Raw genomic sequence first — 15,990 nt, 5'->3', positions numbered from 1 at the left:
AAAACACAATATTCATTTTTAAGGAATCAATCATGGCCGGCGCCAGCTTACTTGCATTACTCGATGACATAGCAACAGTATTGGATGACGTAGCGGTAATGACCAAGGTTGCCGCGAAAAAAACGGCCGGCGTATTGGGTGATGACCTGGCTCTGAATGCGCAGCAGGTGCAAGGTATTCGCGCGGAGCGAGAGCTACCGGTGGTGTGGGCGGTAGCAAAAGGTTCGGCTTTTAATAAATTAATATTAGTTCCTGCGGCATTATTGATTAGCGCATTTGTACCCTGGTTGATTGTGCCCTTATTAATGATTGGTGGAGCCTATCTTTGCTTTGAGGGCTTTGAAAAGCTCGCACACAAATTCCTGCACTCCAAAGAAGAAGAGAGCGAACATCACAAAGAGCTGATTGAAGCTGTAGCCAATCCGGGAGTGGATATGGTCGCTTTCGAAAAAGAAAAAATCAAAGGTGCTGTGCGCACAGATTTTATTCTCTCCGCAGAAATTATCGTGATTGCTCTGGGTACTGTGGCCGCTGCCAGTTTCGCCAAACAAGCGGCGGTAGTGGTTAGTATCGCCGTTATAATGACAATAGGTGTCTATGGTTTTGTCGCGCTGATTGTAAAGCTGGATGATATGGGCGCGCACCTGTGCAAAAAGCAAAGTGCGGCTGCACAATTCTTCGGCAACATCTTGCTTGCCGCTGCGCCCAAGCTGATGAAGTTTTTATCTGTGCTTGGCACTGCCGCGATGTTTATGGTGGGTGGCGGAATCGTGACTCACAGCATCACTCCTATTCATCACGCCATTGAACATGCAGCCCAGGCAACTGAGCCTGTGGGTTGGTTAACGTCGTCCGTATTAAATGGTGTGGCAGGGGTCGTGATTGGGGCTCTGGTGCTTTCGGTTGTGGCGGTGGCAACTAAGTTATTTCGGAAAGGCTAATCTATTCAAGGGTGTTGATCCGAAAGAGGGCAGATTCCCATGGACAGGCGCTGACGAGTCCCGTAGAATTCGCAGCCAGATTGCGCCAGGCTCAAAGCCGGGCAGCAGAAAAATACAAAATGGTTCGCACAAGAACATAAAAAGGCGAGATGAGATTTGGGTTTCATCTCGCTTTTTTACAACCAAACGTTTTACAGTCAGATTAAATTTGCCTTTATATACAACGACTTATCGCGCTGATTACCCCTAACCGGAACAATGCGACTGATTTGTTGAGCCCAAAGAAAGTGAATTCGAACCGGGTGCCATTTATAAAGTCAGATAGAAATCGAAGGTTTGATTGAACCAACGTTTGGCAGCAAGCCGCTTTCAAGCCAAAACCCAGCCAGCCCAGGAGGTTGTTTTGACTACTCAGGAATCCCTTCCTGCCCCGAAGAAGGCCATTTTGGTCCTTGCCGATGGTAGTGTGTTTCGTGGTGCCGCTATTGGTGCCGAGGGTTTATCTGTTGGTGAGGTGGTATTCAATACTGCAATCACCGGTTATCAGGAAATTCTTACCGATCCATCCTATGCCCAGCAAATCGTTACGCTGACTTATCCTCATATCGGCAACACCGGTACCAATGCGGAAGATGAAGAGTGCGAACGCATTTGGGCGACTGGCCTGGTTATTCGCGATTTGCCGCTGCTGGCGAGTAACTTCCGTAATCAGGAAAGCCTTTCTGACTATTTGAAGGCGCGCAATGTGATTGGCATCGCGGATATCGATACCCGTCGCTTGACCCGCTTGCTGCGCGACAAAGGTGCGCAAAACGGCTGCTTGATGGCCGGCGATGACATTGATGAAACCAAGGCGCTGGCTGCGGCAAAAGCTTTCGGTGGCCTCAAGGGTTTGGATTTAGCTAAAGAAGTGACTGTCAGTGAGCCCTATAGCTGGAATGAAAGCAGCTGGAAACTGGGTGAGGGTCACACCGCGCTGACTGGCGCCAAGAAATTTAAAGTAGTCGCCTACGATTTTGGTGTTAAACGTAACATCCTGCGTATGTTGGCTGATCGCGGTTGTGATCTGACTGTCGTTCCGGCAAAAACTACCGCTGCCGAGGTTCTGGCAATGAACCCGGATGGCATTTTCCTCTCCAATGGTCCTGGCGATCCTGAGCCATGCACTTATGCGATCGAGGCCATCAAATCGTTTTTGGAAACGGATATACCAGTATTCGGTATTTGCCTGGGGCATCAACTCCTGGCGTTAGCGTCTGGTGCGCAAACTATCAAGATGAAGTTTGGCCATCATGGTGGCAACCATCCGGTGCAAAACCTGGATACCAAGCGTGTATTGATCACAGCGCAGAACCACGGTTTCGCGGTGGAAGAGAGCAGCTTGCCTGCGAACCTGCGTGCGACTCACAAGTCATTGTTCGATGGTTCCCTGCAAGGTATTCATCGCACCGACAAGCCAGCGTTCAGCTTCCAGGGGCATCCTGAGGCGAGCCCCGGCCCGCACGAAGCCGATACCCTGTTCGACCACTTTATTGAATTGATGCAAGCCCGCAAGTCTTAATCGGAGCCGACATGCCAAAACGTACCGACATAAATAGTATTTTGATTCTCGGCGCTGGCCCGATTGTTATCGGCCAGGCTTGTGAGTTCGACTACTCTGGCGCCCAAGCCTGTAAAGCACTGCGTGAAGAGGGTTACCGTGTAATTCTGGTTAACTCCAACCCTGCAACTATCATGACTGACCCCGCGATGGCGGATGCAACTTATATCGAGCCGATCGAGTGGCAAACGGTTGCGAAGATCATTGAGAAAGAGCGCCCCGATGTAATCCTGCCCACCATGGGTGGCCAGACTGCATTGAACTGCGCGCTGGCACTGGCGAAAAACGGCGTGCTGGAAAAATACAATGTTGAATTGATTGGCGCGAAAGAAGAAGCCATTAACATGGCGGAAGACCGCAACCTGTTTGATCAGGCGATGAAGCGTATTGGTCTTTCTTGTGCGCGCGCGAAAATTGTTCACAGCCTGGAAGAAGCGAAAGAAGCACCGAAAGAATTCGGCTTTCCCTGCATTATTCGCCCGTCGTTCACCATGGGTGGTTCCGGTGGCGGCATCGCTTACAACTGGGACGAGTTTGAAGAAATTTGTACGCGCGGTCTGGATTTATCGCCCACCAACGAATTGTTGATCGACGAATCGCTGCTCGGTTGGAAAGAGTACGAGATGGAAGTGGTGCGCGATAAAAACGATAACTGCATTATCGTTTGCTCCATCGAAAACTTTGATCCGATGGGCGTTCATACCGGCGACTCGATTACCGTAGCACCAGCGCAAACCCTTACCGATAAGGAATACCAAATCATGCGTAATGCATCGATTGCGGTATTGCGTGAAATCGGCGTAGAAACTGGTGGTTCCAACGTGCAATTCGCCGTTAACCCGGTTGATGGTCGTATGGTTGTTATTGAGATGAACCCGCGTGTATCGCGTTCATCGGCGCTCGCATCAAAAGCAACTGGTTTCCCGATTGCAAAAATTGCTGCAAAACTTGCAGTAGGTTACACACTTGATGAATTGAAAAATGACATCACTGGCGGTGCAACTCCAGCATCGTTTGAGCCGTCAATCGATTATGTGGTTACCAAAGTGCCGCGCTTCACCTTTGAAAAATTCGGTGATGCGGATGCGCGTTTGACGACACAAATGAAATCCGTTGGCGAAGTGATGGCGATTGGCCGTACTTTCCAGGAGTCCTTGCAAAAAGCCCTGCGTGGTTTAGAAGTTGGCTCGGCCGGCTTTGAATCTAAAGTTGATTACACTACCGAAGAAGGCGCTGCAAAAGTTCGCCGCGAATTGACGACCGCTGGTGCTGAGCGCATTTGGTATGTGGGCGATGCATTCCGCATGGGCATGAGTGTTAACGATGCGTTCAATCTTTCCAAAATCGATCCATGGTTTTTGGTGCAAATCAAAGAGTTGATTGATATCGAACAATCTCTGCGTAGTAAATCATTGAATGATTTGGATGCAGATAAGTTTTTCCAACTGAAGCGCAAAGGTTTTTCTGACAAGCGTTTGGCGTTGCTGTTGGGTTCAACAGAAAAAGCTGTGCGTCATCATCGCCAGGGATTGAATATTCGCCCGGCCTACAAACGTGTTGACACTTGTGCAGCTGAATTTTCTACCTCAACCGCGTACATGTATTCCACTTACGAAGAAGAGTGTGAAGCTAACCCGAGCGATAAGAAAAAGATCCTGGTAATTGGCGGTGGCCCAAACCGTATTGGTCAGGGTATCGAGTTCGATTACTGCTGTGTACATGCTGCACTGGCAATGCGCGAAGACGGCTACGAAACCATTATGGTTAACTGTAACCCGGAAACTGTTTCTACCGATTACGACACCTCTGACCGCTTGTTCTTCGAACCAGTAACTCTGGAAGATGTGTTGGAAATCGTCCACAAAGAAAAACCGGTTGGCGTAATCGTGCAGTTTGGTGGCCAAACTCCGCTGAAATTAGCGCGCGCGCTTGAAGCGGAAGGCGTGCCTATTATTGGTACCAGCCCGGATGCAATCGATAAAGCAGAAGACCGCGAGCGCTTCCAGCAAATGATCAACAAACTTGGTCTGTTGCAGCCGCCAAATGCGATCGTTCGTTCGCTCGAAGAAGCGTTGCTTGCCGCTGACAAAGTGGGATATCCATTAGTTGTTCGTCCGTCTTATGTATTAGGCGGCCGTGCAATGGAAATCGTGTACAAAGAAGATGAACTGCGTACTTACATGCGCACCGCAGTACAAGTTTCCGAAGATGCGCCGGTATTGCTCGATCACTTCCTTAATAATGCCATTGAAGTGGATATCGATTCTGTTTCTGATGGCAAGCAAGTTGTGATCGGCGGCATTATGCAGCACATTGAGCAGTGCGGTGTTCACTCCGGTGACTCTGCATGTTCATTGCCGCCGTATTCTTTGCCCGCAAATGTGCAAGATGATATGCGTGAGATCGTTAAGAAAATGGCGATTGAATTGGGCGTAATCGGTTTGATGAATACCCAACTCGCATATCAAGATGGCAAAATTTATGTGATCGAAGTGAACCCGCGTGCATCGCGCACTGTTCCCTTTGTCTCAAAATGTATTGGTGTATCTCTTGCGAAAGTGGCGGCGCGTTGTCAGGCAGGTGTGTCACTGGAAGCCCAAGGCTTTACCAAGGAAATTATCCCTGACTATTACAGCGTGAAAGAAGCGGTATTCCCGTTCAACAAGTTCCCGGCAGTAGACCCGATTCTCGGCCCGGAAATGAAGTCCACGGGTGAAGTGATGGGCGTGGGCAACACCTTTGGTGAGGCTTACGGTAAATCGCAACTGGGTGCGAACAATCGCATCCCAACGTCTGGTACAGCATTCATCAGCGTACGCGATATGGATAAGGATGGTATCGTCAGTGTTGGTAAAGATCTGGCTGAGCTTGGTTTTAAATTAGTGGCAACCCGCGGTACGGCCGATGTGTTGCAACAAGCCGGATTGACGGTGCAAGTTGTCAATAAAGTGCAAGAAGGTCGTCCACACATTGTGGATATGATCAAGAACGATGAAATCGATCTGATCATCAATACCGTAGAAGGTCGTCAGGCTACGCGCGATTCTTCATCAATTCGCCGCAGTGCTGAAAATCATCGTGTGTATTACAACACAACTCTGGCGGCTGGTTTTGCAGTGTGTATGTCACTCAAAGAAGTGAAAGACATTGAAGTGCGTCGCTTGCAAGATTTGCACACACGAATCAAATAAAGGAAATAAAAATGAGTACAAAATTTCCGATGACCGAGCAAGGCGCAGAAAAACTGCGCCTTGAGTTGGAAGACCTGAAAAAAGTACAGCGCCCGCGTATCGTACAGGCAATTGCTGAAGCGCGTGAGCACGGAGATCTTAAAGAAAACGCTGAATATTCTGCGGCGCGCGAGCAGCAAAGTTTTTGTGAAGGGCGCATTAACGAAATTGAAGGCAAGCTTGGCAATGCCCAGATTATCGATGTAACCAAGATTCCTCACAGCGGTAAGGTGTTGTTTGGCACTACAGTGACCATAATCAACCTCGACACTGATCAATCAATGAAGTATCAAATTGTTGGTGATGATGAGGCGGATGTAAAATCCAACAAAATCTCTGTGAACTCACCGATTGCGCGTGCTTTAGTGGGTAAGGAAGAGGGCGATGTGGTGGTTGTTAAAGCCCCGGGCGGTGACGTGGATTACGAAATCGATAAGGTAGAGCATATTTAAGCTTGGTCTTCCCTATAAAAAACCGCCATTTGGCGGTTTTTTTATAGATGCTCATTAAAGCTAAAGCGGTTAGCGATGCAAATTTGACAGCTTGGGGTTGGCCTTTTTATTGTGGCGATAAAGTAATACTACTTTGCCAATTTCCTGGATCAGTTCAACATTGGGCAAGGCTTCCAGCTCGGCCACTACTTCCTTGCGATCTTCGCGCTCGGCAATGGCCAGTTTAACCTTGATCAGCTCGTGGTCATCCAGGGCGCGATTAAGTTCTGCGCGTACACCTTCGCTCAAGCCGTTACCGGCAATGGTCACAATGGGATTAAGCTTGTGGCCAATAGTACGAAATTGTTTTTTGCGCTCGGGGCTAATAGGCATAAACTTACCTTAAGTATGTAATTTGAAAAACGTGCGGCATTCTACTCTATTTCGTGGTTTTTTAGGGGTTGGTGATGGGTTCCACCACCAAGATGGGGCTATTTGAGGCTTGTAATTCTCCGGAAAGCCCCCAATATGGAATAAATCTTGTAACCTACGCCTTATTTGTGCGTCAAAAAGGCGTTAAGCTGTGAAAAATTCGACGATTTCAGCCGGCAAATGTGCCAGTATCTGCCGCCCGCTGTTGGTGCATTATTTAAAATCGCTGGCCGTCAAACCTAATTGATGTAACTGTGAGGAATTTTCCTTGAACGATATAACCAAGAATCTGGTGCTTTGGCTTGTTATTGCCGTAGTCCTCTTCAGTGTTTTTGAGGGCTTTAACAAGCAATCTGGCAATAATACGTTGAACTATTCCGACTTTATCGCCAGTGTGCGCGATGATCGAGTTCAAGAAGTCACTATTGATGGCTTGGTCATCGAGGGTACTTATAAGGATAACTCGACGTTCAAAACCATTCGTCCACAGGTACAGGATCCCAAGTTGATCGACGATCTGTACAACCACAATGTGGTAATAAAAGGGCGTGAAGTTGAGCAGCCGAGCTTGTTGAATCAGCTACTGGTAGCCAGTTTCCCGATTTTGATCATTATTGCCGTGTTTTGGTTCTTTATGCGGCAAATGCAGGGCGGTGCTGGTGGAAAAGGCGGCCCTATGAGCTTCGGCAAAAGCAAGGCGCGGTTGCTTGGTGAAGATCAAATTAAAACCACCTTTGCGGACGTGGCTGGTGTTGATGAGGCCAAAGAGGAGGTGCAGGAGCTGGTGCAATACTTGCGCGATCCCTCCAAATTCCAGCGTCTGGGTGGTCAGATTCCTCGCGGTGTATTGATGGTTGGCCCACCAGGTACCGGTAAAACCTTGCTGGCAAAAGCAATTGCTGGTGAAGCAAAGGTTCCTTTCTTCTCTATTTCTGGTTCTGACTTTGTAGAGATGTTTGTGGGCGTGGGTGCAAGCCGTGTGCGCGACATGTTTGAACAAGCCAAGAAGCAGGCACCATGCATTATCTTTATCGATGAAATCGACGCTGTGGGTCGTCATCGCGGCGGTGGGCATGGCGGCGGTCACGATGAGCGTGAGCAAACGCTTAACCAATTATTGGTAGAGATGGACGGTTTTGAAGGTAATGATGGCGTTATCATTATTGCTGCGACAAACCGTGCTGACGTTCTTGATAAGGCGTTATTGCGTCCCGGTCGTTTTGATCGTCAGGTTTATGTTGGTCTCCCCGACATCCGTGGTCGCGAGCAAATTCTTAAAGTCCATATGCGCAAAGTGCCTTTGGACGAGCGTATCAGTGCGTCGGTGATTGCACGCGGTACTCCCGGCTTCTCTGGGGCTGAGCTGGCAAACTTGGTTAACGAAGCGGCGTTGATGGCGGCGCGGGCCAACAAACGCTTGGTAACCATGGAGGATTTTGAAAAAGCACGCGATAAAATCATGATGGGTGCTGAGCGCAAATCCATGGTGATGAGCGAGAAGGAAAAAGAAAACACGGCATACCACGAGGCTGGCCACGCAATTATTGGCTGTGTTGTGCCAGAGCATGATCCAGTTCATAAAGTTACCATTATCCCTCGTGGCCGCGCGTTAGGTGTTACCCAGTATTTGCCTGAGGAAGACAAATACAGTTATAGCAAGCGTTCACTGGAGTCGCGTTTGTGTACTTTATTTGGCGGACGTATTGCCGAGGAAATGACACTTGGGCTTGATGGTGTTACTACCGGTGCCTCTAATGATATTGAACGGGCAACTCAGTTGGCGCGCAACATGGTAACCAAGTGGGGTCTCTCAGCGAAGCTTGGGCCATTGCATTATGGTGAAGAAGAAGGTGCTTATCCTGGTATGAGCACCCAACAATACTCGGATGATACGTCCAGAAATATTGATGAAGAGGTTCGCCGTATTATTGATGAATGCTACGCGCGCGCAACCAAAATCCTGGAAGATAATCGCGATATTCTTGAGGCAATGAAAAATGCTTTGATGGAGTATGAAACTATTGATGCTGAACAGGTTGCTGATCTGATGGCGCGTCGTAAAGTTCGTCCACCGCGCGAATGGAATGACGATGATTTTAATAGTCATCTGCGTGATAAAGATTCAGGTGAATCGCCTGCTGGCCCTATAGGTGGTCCTGCCAATACTCACTAAGCGGTTTGAGTATCCAAATAACCCCGAGCTTGCTCGGGGTTATTGTTTTTTGAGCTCTGATTTTTGAGGATAAAAGATGTTATCTGCATCTGGTTCATCGATCCTTCTTTGTGGAAAACACAAACTGGATTTATCTCGCCCTCAGGTGATGGGAATTCTCAACACTACTCCTGATTCGTTTTCAGACGGCGGTAATAGCTACTGTGATAATCGTTTGTCGATTGATATTGCCCTAAGAAGGGCAGAGCAAATGTTGGTGGATGGTGCGTCTATTATTGATGTGGGTGGTGAATCCACCAGGCCAGGCGCTGCTAGTGTATCTGAACAGGAAGAGTTAGATAGGGTCGTCCCGGTAGTTGACGCATTGGTTAATAAATTGGACGCGCTGGTTTCCGTGGACACCAGCACGGCCAAAGTTATTCGCGAATCTGCAAGGTATGGAGCAGGGATGATCAATGATGTGCGTGCACTACTACGGGATGGTGCATTGCTCGCTGTGGCGGAAACAGATTTGCCGATTTGCTTAATGCATATGCAAGGGCAGCCAAATACGATGCAGGATGGTCCTGCGTATGATGATGTTGTGGCTGATGTTCGGCGTTTTTTACAGGGGCGGATAGATGCTTGCCATGCACAGGGAATTACCAGAGAGCGCATTATTTTAGATCCCGGATTTGGCTTTGGTAAAACACTCGCGCATAATCTCGCCCTTTTGCAGCGGCTATCCGAGTTTACTGATCTGGGTTATCCGCTTCTGGTCGGCATGTCCCGTAAATCCATGCTAGGGCAATTATTGGGCCGTTCAGTTGATGAGCGTTTGCCGGGCAGTTTGGCGTTAGCGATTTTGGCGGCTCAGCGCGGGGCAGCGATCATTCGTGTACATGATGTGGCTGCTACGGTTGATGTACTGAAAGTCCTTTCGGCAGCAAATGGTTAATTTGTTCCACTGCATTTTATTTTTAGGCGGAGTTTGAGCTTATGTCTCGCAAATATTTTGGCACTGATGGTATTCGCGGTTTGGTGGGCGAGTTTCCTATTACCCCGGATTTTATGCTCAAGTTAGGTTGGGCTGCGGGCTGTGTGCTCAAGGATCGCTTTGATGGCCAAAATATGATTTTGATTGGCAAAGACACGCGCATTTCCGGTTATATGTTTGAATCTGCATTGCAAGCGGGTTTAATTAATGCGGGTGTCGATGTTGGCTTGCTTGGCCCTATGCCAACGCCAGGTGTTGCATATTTAACACGTACTTTCAAGGCGCAGGCCGGTATTGTGATCAGCGCTTCTCATAATAGTTATGTAGATAATGGCATTAAGTTTTTTGGTGGTAATGGAAGCAAATTGCCCGATGAGTTGGAAAATTTAATTGAGCAACAACTTGAACAGCAAATGTCGACTGCTGAAAAGTTGGGCAAGGCTCGTCGTATTGCTGATGCGTCGGGTCGTTATATTGAGTTTTGCAAAGGCACTATGCCTTGGGGATTTAATCTCAAGGGGATGCACATAGTGTTGGACTGCGCTAACGGTGCCACCTATAACATTGCGCCAGATGTATTCACCGAATTAGGCGCGCGTGTAACCCCATTATTTGTTGAGCCAAATGGAACGAACATAAATCGTAGCTGTGGTTCTACAAAGCCCGAGGCGCTGCAAGAAAAAGTTGTGGAGTTGGGCGCGGATTTGGGTATTGCGTTTGATGGTGACGGAGATAGGGTTGTATTTGTCGATCATAAAGGTGAAGTAGTAGATGGCGATGAATTGTTATACATCATTGCTGCCTACCAGCAAGAATATGCGGGTGGATGTGATGGTGTTGTGGGCACCTTGATGAGCAACTTTGGTTTTGAGTTGGGTTTGAAAAAATTAAATATTCCTTTTGCTCGTGCCAAAGTTGGTGATCGTTACGTTATTGAGTTGATGCGCGAAAATGGCTGGCGTTTAGGTGGTGAAAACTCCGGTCATATCGTCTGCAGTAATGTTACTACCACCGGTGATGGAATTATCTCAGCATTACAGGTGCTCCTTGCAATTACCACTATTGGAGATTCACTGCATCGCATTAAAAAGGCGATGAATAAATTGCCGCAAATTATGATCAACGTGCACGCATCCAAGCGTGTGGATCTGGGGAACAACGAGGCGATTAAATCTGCTGTTAAATTAACGGAAGAGAAACTTGCTGGCACTGGTCGGGTCCTCCTGCGTCCTTCGGGTACGGAGCCTGTAGTGCGTGTAATGGTCGAGGGTGTCGATAAGAAGCAGGTAAAAGAGTTGGCTCAGGAATTGGCTGCGGTAGTGGAGTCCTCACTCAGTTAGGGCGCTAGTCGAAAGAGCTAAGAAAGGCTTAGTTACTCGCAAACGGGCTAAAATGGAGTTGTTGCAGTGCACAAAAATCTGCGCTTAAAAATCGGTCAAGGCGCAGATTTTATATTCGGCAATCTGGAATTGGTCGGGGCTTTTCAGTCAAAGCGTCATAAAAACACAGAAAAATCAGGGGCGAAGGCAAGATTTGGTTGTATGTTCAAACCATCTTGGCTAACATTGGCGCCCGCTTTGGGGGAGGTATTGCTGTTGACTAAAGCAAGTAACGCCAAGCGTCGCCAGCTGGTGGTTGGCAACTGGAAAATGAATGGTAATTTGCGTGAGAACGCAAGTTTGCTCGCAGCAATAACCAAAGGTTGGCAAGGCGAGCGCGGAGCAGATGTAGTGATCTGCCCACCGTATCCTTATCTGTATCAGTCTCGCGAATGTCTGCAGCACTCACCGATTTTATTGGGGGCGCAGTCGGTAAATGAGCAGGATAAGGGAGCTTTTACTGGCGAAGTTTCCGCATCAATGCTTGCAGATTTGGATTGCAAATTTGTAATAATTGGTCACAATGAGCGCCGCCGGATGCAGCATGAATCTGACCAGCAGGTTGCACAAAAATTTGTTGCTGTGCAAAAAGCAGGTTTGATTCCGATTCTGTGTGTGGGTGAGTCCCTTCAGGATCGAGAGCAGGGAAAGCACCTTGAAACTATCAGCAGGCAATTGAATGCAGTTTTTGCTCATACGGGTAAAGACGTATTCAGTAACGCAGTGCTAGCCTATGAGCCTGTTTGGGCTGTAGGAACCGGTAAAACAGCAACACCTGAACAAGCGGAAGAAGTGCATAAATTCATGCGTGCCCAGCTTGGTGTGTTAGCGGATGAAGTAAGAATTTTGTATGGTGGTAGCGTTAAGGCGCACAATGCACAGCAGTTATTTGCATTGGCGGATATTGACGGTGCCTTGCTCGGCGGAGCCTCACTGGATGCCAACGAGTTTTTAGCAATATGTAAGGCTGCTGAATAAATCTTCAGTTGCTCAACAGGCACAAAAACGCTCACAAGAGAGTTTTGCAATGGAAAAATTAGTATTAATTATTCACTCCCTCGCTGCGCTGGTCATTATTGGCTTGGTTTTACTGCAGCAGGGTAAAGGTGCGGCCGCAGGTGCTTCCTTCGGAGCCGGTGCATCGCAAACAGTATTTGGTAGTGAGGGTAGCGGTAACTTTTTTACTCGCGCAACCTGGATCATTGCGTTCGTATTTTTTGCTACCAGTTTTGGCTTAGCTGTTATCGCCAAGAATCATTCAAAAGTTGCAACGCAAGGCATTGTTGTACCAGCGACTCAACAGGCTCCGGCATCTGAAGTTCCTGCAACTTCAACTGCACCGGCGTCAGATGTTCCGGCTGCAACTGCACCGTCTGATGTTCCTGCAGCTCAAGCTCCTACGGACGCTGCGCAGGTAGAAGAGAAAAAAGAATAGTAAAAAATTTGCCCCGGTGGTGGAATTGGTAGACACGCTATCTTGAGGTGGTAGTGGCGAATGCCGTGCCGGTTCGAGTCCGGCCCAGGGCACCAAAAGAAAGTATGATGACTTTTCAAAACATCCTGAAAGCCCCGCATTAGCGGGGCTTTTTGTTTTTGCACTTGCGAGGGGCCGGAAGCTCATGGAAGATAACAAATTTACCACAGAGAAATAACACCATGGATCAGCAATACCAATACAAGCAGCGCCAAGTGGAAAAGGACCCTTCGCAAGAGTTTCGTTTTGGGGAGGGGCGGATTAGTGCCTTTGTTTCCCTGGTGTTGGGAGTTTTAAGTTTGTTGGCGGTGTTCGCTTACCTATATCCCTCCTACCTCACTACCACAGAACTGCGCCGGGTTTACGATGGTGAGCAGTTACAGATTTTGCTGAAGTATGCGATGTATTTTTCACTGGGATTTGGTGCTTTGGCATTGGTACTTAATCGCGCGCGTTACAAAATTCCTGCGTTGCTCGGGATTGGTTTTACGTTGGTGGGGTTTGCGCTGGGCGGTTACCAAATTCCGGTTGGGGCGGTGGAGCCACGTGAGTTGTCCTTGGGAGTGGATTGGTTAATTCTGGCGTTTTTGGCTTCGGTGTTTGTGTTTATGGCCTTGGAAAAATTAATTCCTATGCATAAAGATCAATTAATTATGCGCCCCGAGTGGGGTGTGGATTTATTTTATTTTTGCTTTAACCATTTGGCAATTTCAGCCATTTTAATTTTTGCCAACTATCACGCCAGCCATTTCAATTGGGCATTAAGCCCCAGTGTGCAGGCAGCGGTGCAGTCTTTGCCGGTGTTGGTGCAGGTGGGCTTGATTATTGTCTGTGCCGACTTTGTTCTTTATTGGGAGCATCGTGCTTATCATGAAGTGAATAGCTTGTGGCCGATACACGCCGTGCATCACTCCATTGAAAATCTGGATTGGTTAGCGGGTTCGCGTGGGCATTTTATTCAAGTATTTTCAGAGCGCGCAACGGTAATGATTCCGCTTTACTTATTGGGGGCGGATGAACAAGCGTTAAATATATATGTTGCGTTTGCCGCACTCCAGGCGATTTTGATTCACTGTAATTTGGCGATTCCCTTTGGGCCGTTGAAGTACATTTTTGTTACGCCGCAATTCCATCATTGGCACCACAGTTCAGAAAAACCGGCGATTGATACCAATTACTCTGCGCACACCATTTTGTTTGATAAATTATTTGGAACCTATCATTTCCCCAAAGAACATTGGCCTGCGGATTACGGTACTACCGTGCGATTGCCACGCAGTGTAATGGGGCAATTACTCTATCCGTTTACGACCAATTACAAGCGCTGGAAGAAAAAGCTCCGGTCGTGATAGGAGTCCTGAGGTAGGACTCAAAGAAAAATGACTAATTTACGTTATCCAATAAAAAAGCCGCAATTGCGGCTTTTTTATTGGGTTGGTCAGTTCAGCTTTTCAATAAACGTGGTTAACTTATCCCGCTAACCCCACATAAACCTCATGCACATCATCATCGTTATCGATGGCAGCCAGGAATGCTTCAACTTCTTCCAGTGCTTCCCCTGACAGGCTCACAGGGTTTTTTGGTTTGTAGCCGAGTTTTGCAGAGACTACGGTGAAACCTTGTGCGGGAAGGGCTTTTTGTACCAAGTCCAGATCCGTTAGGTCGGTGTAGAAGGTAGCGGTGCCATCGTCATCAGTTTCGAAGTCTTGCGCGCCCGCTTCAATCGCTGCATTTTCAACGTCTGCATCTTTATTCGCTGGGGTTGCTTCGATAATACCCAAGTGATCAAAATCCCAGGATACAGAACCGGAAGTGCCTAGTTGACCCTTGCGGAATAATCCGCGAATGTTGGAGATGGTACGGTTTACGTTATCGGTAAGGCACTCAACGATCACTGGGACTTGATGCGGTGCGTAGCCCTCGTACACGACTTTTTCGTAGCTGATATTACCGTCGAGTTGACCTGAACCTTTCTTGATGGCGCGCTCTAAAGTCTCGCGCGTCATAGAGGCTTTTTTTGCTGCTTCTACCGCGAGGCGCAAACGCGGGTTCATATCCGGGTCAGCACCGTTGCGTGCGGCAACCATAATTTCCTTGGTGAGTTTGGTAAATAATTTACCTTTGGCATTTGCCGCTTCTTCTTTATGTTTTGCTTTCCACTGTGCGCCCATGGTTATCGCCTCTGTGATAATTAATGTATTAATCAATTGGGTTTATTGTAGGGGCGCGATTGATCGCCCCCGGTTTTTTCCATCATTTCCGCATTGAACAGGGCGCAATAAATTGCTCCTTTACGGATTAATTTTTATGTAACGCTGTATTCAGTTGCAGTGCGCTTTTGTTGGTAACAACTTCTACGCGACCGGTAATGGAATTGCGGCGGAATACCAAATCGGAAACACCTGCTAGCTCGCGTGCTTTGACGGTTTTGACTTCGCTACCCGCATCATCCAACACAACGACTTTGGTTCCGGCGGTGATATACAGCCCTGATTCTACTTTGCAGCGGTCACCTAATGGAATACCGATACCCGCATTTGCGCCGATCAGGGATTCTTTGCCGACAGAAATTACGATATTGCCGCCGCCGGAGAGGGTTCCCATGGTAGAGCTGCCACCGCCTAAATCTGAACCTGCGCCCACAAATACACCAGCAGAGATACGGCCTTCAATCATCGCTGGGCCTTCGGTGCCTGCGTTAAAGTTCACAAAACCTTCGTGCATGATGGTTGTACCTTCACCCAAATAAGCGCCCAGACGAACGCGTGCCGTATGGGCAACGCGCACACCTTTAGGCACAACATAGTTGGTCATTTTGGGGAATTTATCGACGCAGGAAACTTCCAGCTCTTCACCGTTCAAGCGTGCTTGCAATTGGCGCGCTGGCAATTCGTTAACATCAATAGCGCCTTGATTGGTCCAGGCTACGTTGGGCAGTACACCAAAAATTCCTGTCAATACTGTGCCGTGTGGTTTTACCAGGCGATGAGAGAGCAGGTGGAGCTTTAAATAGCCTTCAGGTACCGACGCTGGGTTAGTATCAGTGGCGAGCAGTGTTGCGACTAATGGGCGCTTGCTGTTAGTCAGTGATTTAGCAATTTCCGCCTGCGCAGTATCGCCGGCGATGGTTAACGCCTGCACAATTTCGCCAACTTGATTGTTGCTAATGGCAATAGCCTGATTGCCGCCGGTATAACCCACAATAGTCGCAATAGCGCGCGCACTATTTTCGGTAGGGTTGAGTACCGGGTGAGCATAAAAAACTTCCAGCCATTCGCCTTTGGAGTTCTGGGTGCCTATGCCTAAACCGAGTGCGTAGAGTTGAGTCATGATAGTTCCTGCGTTATTTCAAAA

13 protein-coding genes and 1 tRNA gene are annotated in these 15,990 nt (G+C 48.1%); 11 read left to right on the top strand and 3 right to left on the bottom strand.

The window, feature by feature from the left end:
- Window positions 1–32 precede the first annotated feature (32 nt).
- The 4 genes from D0C16_RS09235 to greA all read left to right on the top strand — a co-directional run bounded on the left by D0C16_RS09235 (window position 33) and on the right by greA (window position 6,223).
- Window positions 33–941 carry a DUF808 domain-containing protein gene (locus D0C16_RS09235; RefSeq protein ID WP_151032047.1) on the top strand — a complete coding sequence of 303 codons (909 nt, stop codon included), beginning with the start codon at window positions 33–35 and terminating at the stop codon, window positions 939–941.
- A 403-nt stretch (window positions 942–1,344) separates the two neighbouring features.
- Complete coding sequence (carA, locus tag D0C16_RS09230; protein ID WP_151032046.1) at window positions 1,345–2,502, top strand: glutamine-hydrolyzing carbamoyl-phosphate synthase small subunit; 1,158 nt, start codon at window positions 1,345–1,347, stop codon at window positions 2,500–2,502.
- 11 nt (window positions 2,503–2,513) lie between these two features.
- The gene (gene carB, locus D0C16_RS09225) at window positions 2,514–5,732 is read left to right on the top strand and encodes a carbamoyl-phosphate synthase large subunit (protein ID WP_151032045.1); all 3,219 of its coding nucleotides are present in this window, start codon (window positions 2,514–2,516) and stop codon (window positions 5,730–5,732) included.
- An 11-nt stretch (window positions 5,733–5,743) separates the two neighbouring features.
- Entirely contained in the window at window positions 5,744–6,223 is a 480-nt protein-coding gene (gene greA / locus D0C16_RS09220) for a transcription elongation factor GreA (RefSeq protein ID WP_151032044.1), read from the top strand.
- Window positions 6,224–6,292: 69 nt separating this feature from the next.
- On the opposite strand, the gene D0C16_RS09215 is transcribed toward greA, so the two are convergent.
- Complete coding sequence (locus tag D0C16_RS09215; RefSeq protein ID WP_151032043.1) at window positions 6,293–6,595, bottom strand: YhbY family RNA-binding protein; 303 nt, start codon at window positions 6,593–6,595, stop codon at window positions 6,293–6,295.
- A gap of 307 nt (window positions 6,596–6,902) precedes the next feature.
- On the opposite strand from D0C16_RS09215, the gene ftsH reads away from it, so the two are divergent.
- The 7 genes from ftsH to D0C16_RS09180 all read left to right on the top strand — a co-directional run bounded on the left by ftsH (window position 6,903) and on the right by D0C16_RS09180 (window position 13,985).
- Window positions 6,903–8,807, top strand: coding sequence for an ATP-dependent zinc metalloprotease FtsH (gene ftsH / locus D0C16_RS09210; RefSeq protein WP_151032042.1), 1,905 nt, complete (start codon window positions 6,903–6,905; stop codon window positions 8,805–8,807).
- Window positions 8,808–8,883: 76 nt separating this feature from the next.
- The gene (gene folP, locus D0C16_RS09205; protein WP_151032041.1) at window positions 8,884–9,744 is read left to right on the top strand and encodes a dihydropteroate synthase; all 861 of its coding nucleotides are present in this window, start codon (window positions 8,884–8,886) and stop codon (window positions 9,742–9,744) included.
- A 41-nt stretch (window positions 9,745–9,785) separates the two neighbouring features.
- On the top strand, window positions 9,786–11,123 hold the full coding sequence (glmM, locus tag D0C16_RS09200; RefSeq protein ID WP_151032040.1) for a phosphoglucosamine mutase: 1,338 nt from the start codon (window positions 9,786–9,788) through the stop codon (window positions 11,121–11,123).
- A gap of 309 nt (window positions 11,124–11,432) precedes the next feature.
- On the top strand, window positions 11,433–12,140 hold the full coding sequence (tpiA, locus tag D0C16_RS09195; RefSeq protein WP_255482103.1) for a triose-phosphate isomerase: 708 nt from the start codon (window positions 11,433–11,435) through the stop codon (window positions 12,138–12,140).
- Between the two features lie 49 nt (window positions 12,141–12,189).
- Window positions 12,190–12,597, top strand: a complete 408-nt coding sequence (gene secG / locus D0C16_RS09190) for a preprotein translocase subunit SecG (RefSeq protein WP_151032038.1) — start codon at window positions 12,190–12,192, stop codon at window positions 12,595–12,597.
- 10 nt (window positions 12,598–12,607) lie between these two features.
- Window positions 12,608–12,692, top strand: a tRNA-Leu gene (locus D0C16_RS09185).
- Between the two features lie 126 nt (window positions 12,693–12,818).
- On the top strand, window positions 12,819–13,985 hold the full coding sequence (locus D0C16_RS09180) for a sterol desaturase family protein (RefSeq protein ID WP_151032037.1): 1,167 nt from the start codon (window positions 12,819–12,821) through the stop codon (window positions 13,983–13,985).
- A 120-nt stretch (window positions 13,986–14,105) separates the two neighbouring features.
- Here the strand turns inward: D0C16_RS09180 and D0C16_RS09175 are convergent, their stop codons facing one another.
- Both D0C16_RS09175 and dapD read right to left on the bottom strand, forming a co-directional pair.
- Window positions 14,106–14,807 (bottom strand): YebC/PmpR family DNA-binding transcriptional regulator, encoded by a 702-nt coding sequence (locus tag D0C16_RS09175; protein WP_151032036.1) that lies wholly within the window; start codon window positions 14,805–14,807, stop codon window positions 14,106–14,108.
- A 127-nt stretch (window positions 14,808–14,934) separates the two neighbouring features.
- Window positions 14,935–15,966: a 2,3,4,5-tetrahydropyridine-2,6-dicarboxylate N-succinyltransferase gene (gene dapD / locus D0C16_RS09170; protein ID WP_151032035.1), complete on the bottom strand. Its 1,032-nt coding sequence runs from the start codon at window positions 15,964–15,966 to the stop codon at window positions 14,935–14,937.
- Between the last annotated feature and the right edge of the window lie 24 nt (window positions 15,967–15,990).

Origin of the sequence: Cellvibrio sp. KY-GH-1 (assembly GCF_008806975.1) — a bacterium.
Classification (GTDB): domain Bacteria; phylum Pseudomonadota; class Gammaproteobacteria; order Pseudomonadales; family Cellvibrionaceae; genus Cellvibrio.
Note: the sequence above shows the minus strand (reverse complement) of the source record. Positions and strands in the feature narration are given on the sequence as shown.

Coding starts and splice junctions, on each gene's coding strand:
- D0C16_RS09215 (WP_151032043.1), bottom strand. CDS start 6,595: ATGCCTATTAGCCCCGAGCGCAAAAAACAATTTCGTACTATTGGCCAC.
- D0C16_RS09175 (WP_151032036.1), bottom strand. CDS start 14,807: ATGGGCGCACAGTGGAAAGCAAAACATAAAGAAGAAGCGGCAAATGCC.
- carB (WP_151032045.1), top strand. CDS start 2,514: ATGCCAAAACGTACCGACATAAATAGTATTTTGATTCTCGGCGCTGGC.
- secG (WP_151032038.1), top strand. CDS start 12,190: ATGGAAAAATTAGTATTAATTATTCACTCCCTCGCTGCGCTGGTCATT.
- glmM (WP_151032040.1), top strand. CDS start 9,786: ATGTCTCGCAAATATTTTGGCACTGATGGTATTCGCGGTTTGGTGGGC.
- tpiA (WP_255482103.1), top strand. CDS start 11,433: ATGAATGGTAATTTGCGTGAGAACGCAAGTTTGCTCGCAGCAATAACC.
- greA (WP_151032044.1), top strand. CDS start 5,744: ATGAGTACAAAATTTCCGATGACCGAGCAAGGCGCAGAAAAACTGCGC.
- D0C16_RS09235 (WP_151032047.1), top strand. CDS start 33: ATGGCCGGCGCCAGCTTACTTGCATTACTCGATGACATAGCAACAGTA.
- D0C16_RS09180 (WP_151032037.1), top strand. CDS start 12,819: ATGGATCAGCAATACCAATACAAGCAGCGCCAAGTGGAAAAGGACCCT.
- folP (WP_151032041.1), top strand. CDS start 8,884: ATGTTATCTGCATCTGGTTCATCGATCCTTCTTTGTGGAAAACACAAA.
- dapD (WP_151032035.1), bottom strand. CDS start 15,966: ATGACTCAACTCTACGCACTCGGTTTAGGCATAGGCACCCAGAACTCC.